Origin of the sequence: Pseudomonas gingeri, assembly GCF_013386165.1 — a bacterium.
GTDB lineage: Bacteria > Pseudomonadota > Gammaproteobacteria > Pseudomonadales > Pseudomonadaceae > Aquipseudomonas > Aquipseudomonas gingeri_C.
On the sequence record NZ_JACAOS010000047.1, the window covers coordinates 1 to 426 of the forward strand.

Annotated in this window: 1 protein-coding gene; it reads right to left on the bottom strand. The window is 63.4% G+C overall.

The window, feature by feature from the left end; all coding sequences use genetic code 11:
* A partial coding sequence (locus HX866_RS33995) for an AMP-binding protein (protein WP_177141292.1) occupies positions 1 to 426 on the bottom strand: 426 nt, incomplete at both ends.

The window sequence follows — 426 nt, forward strand, 5'->3', positions numbered from 1 at the left end:
CGGTCCCGGGCATTGAACTCGGCATAACCGTTGTTGATCACCAGACGACTGATCGCTCGATGCGGCACCAGCACACCCTTTGGAGTGCCGGTGGAGCCGGAGGTGTACATGATGTAGGCCACGCTTTCGCTGGATTGCACCAGCGCCAGGTCATCGCCGTCCAGACGTTCCAGCTCCACGCGGTCAAGGTCCACGCGCTGCACGCTGGCAGTAAGGAGCGCCTGGCTTTCGGTCAGCAGGACCCGTGCCTGGCTGTCCTCGATCATGAAACCCTGGCGCTCAAGCGGTGCGTTGATGTCCAGCGGGACATAGACCGCTGCGCATTTGAGCACCGCCAGTTGGCTGACCAGCAGTTCATGGGAACGGGCCAGCAGGATCGCCACGCTGTCACCCGCTTGCACACCGAGGCCACGCAGATGGCGGGCC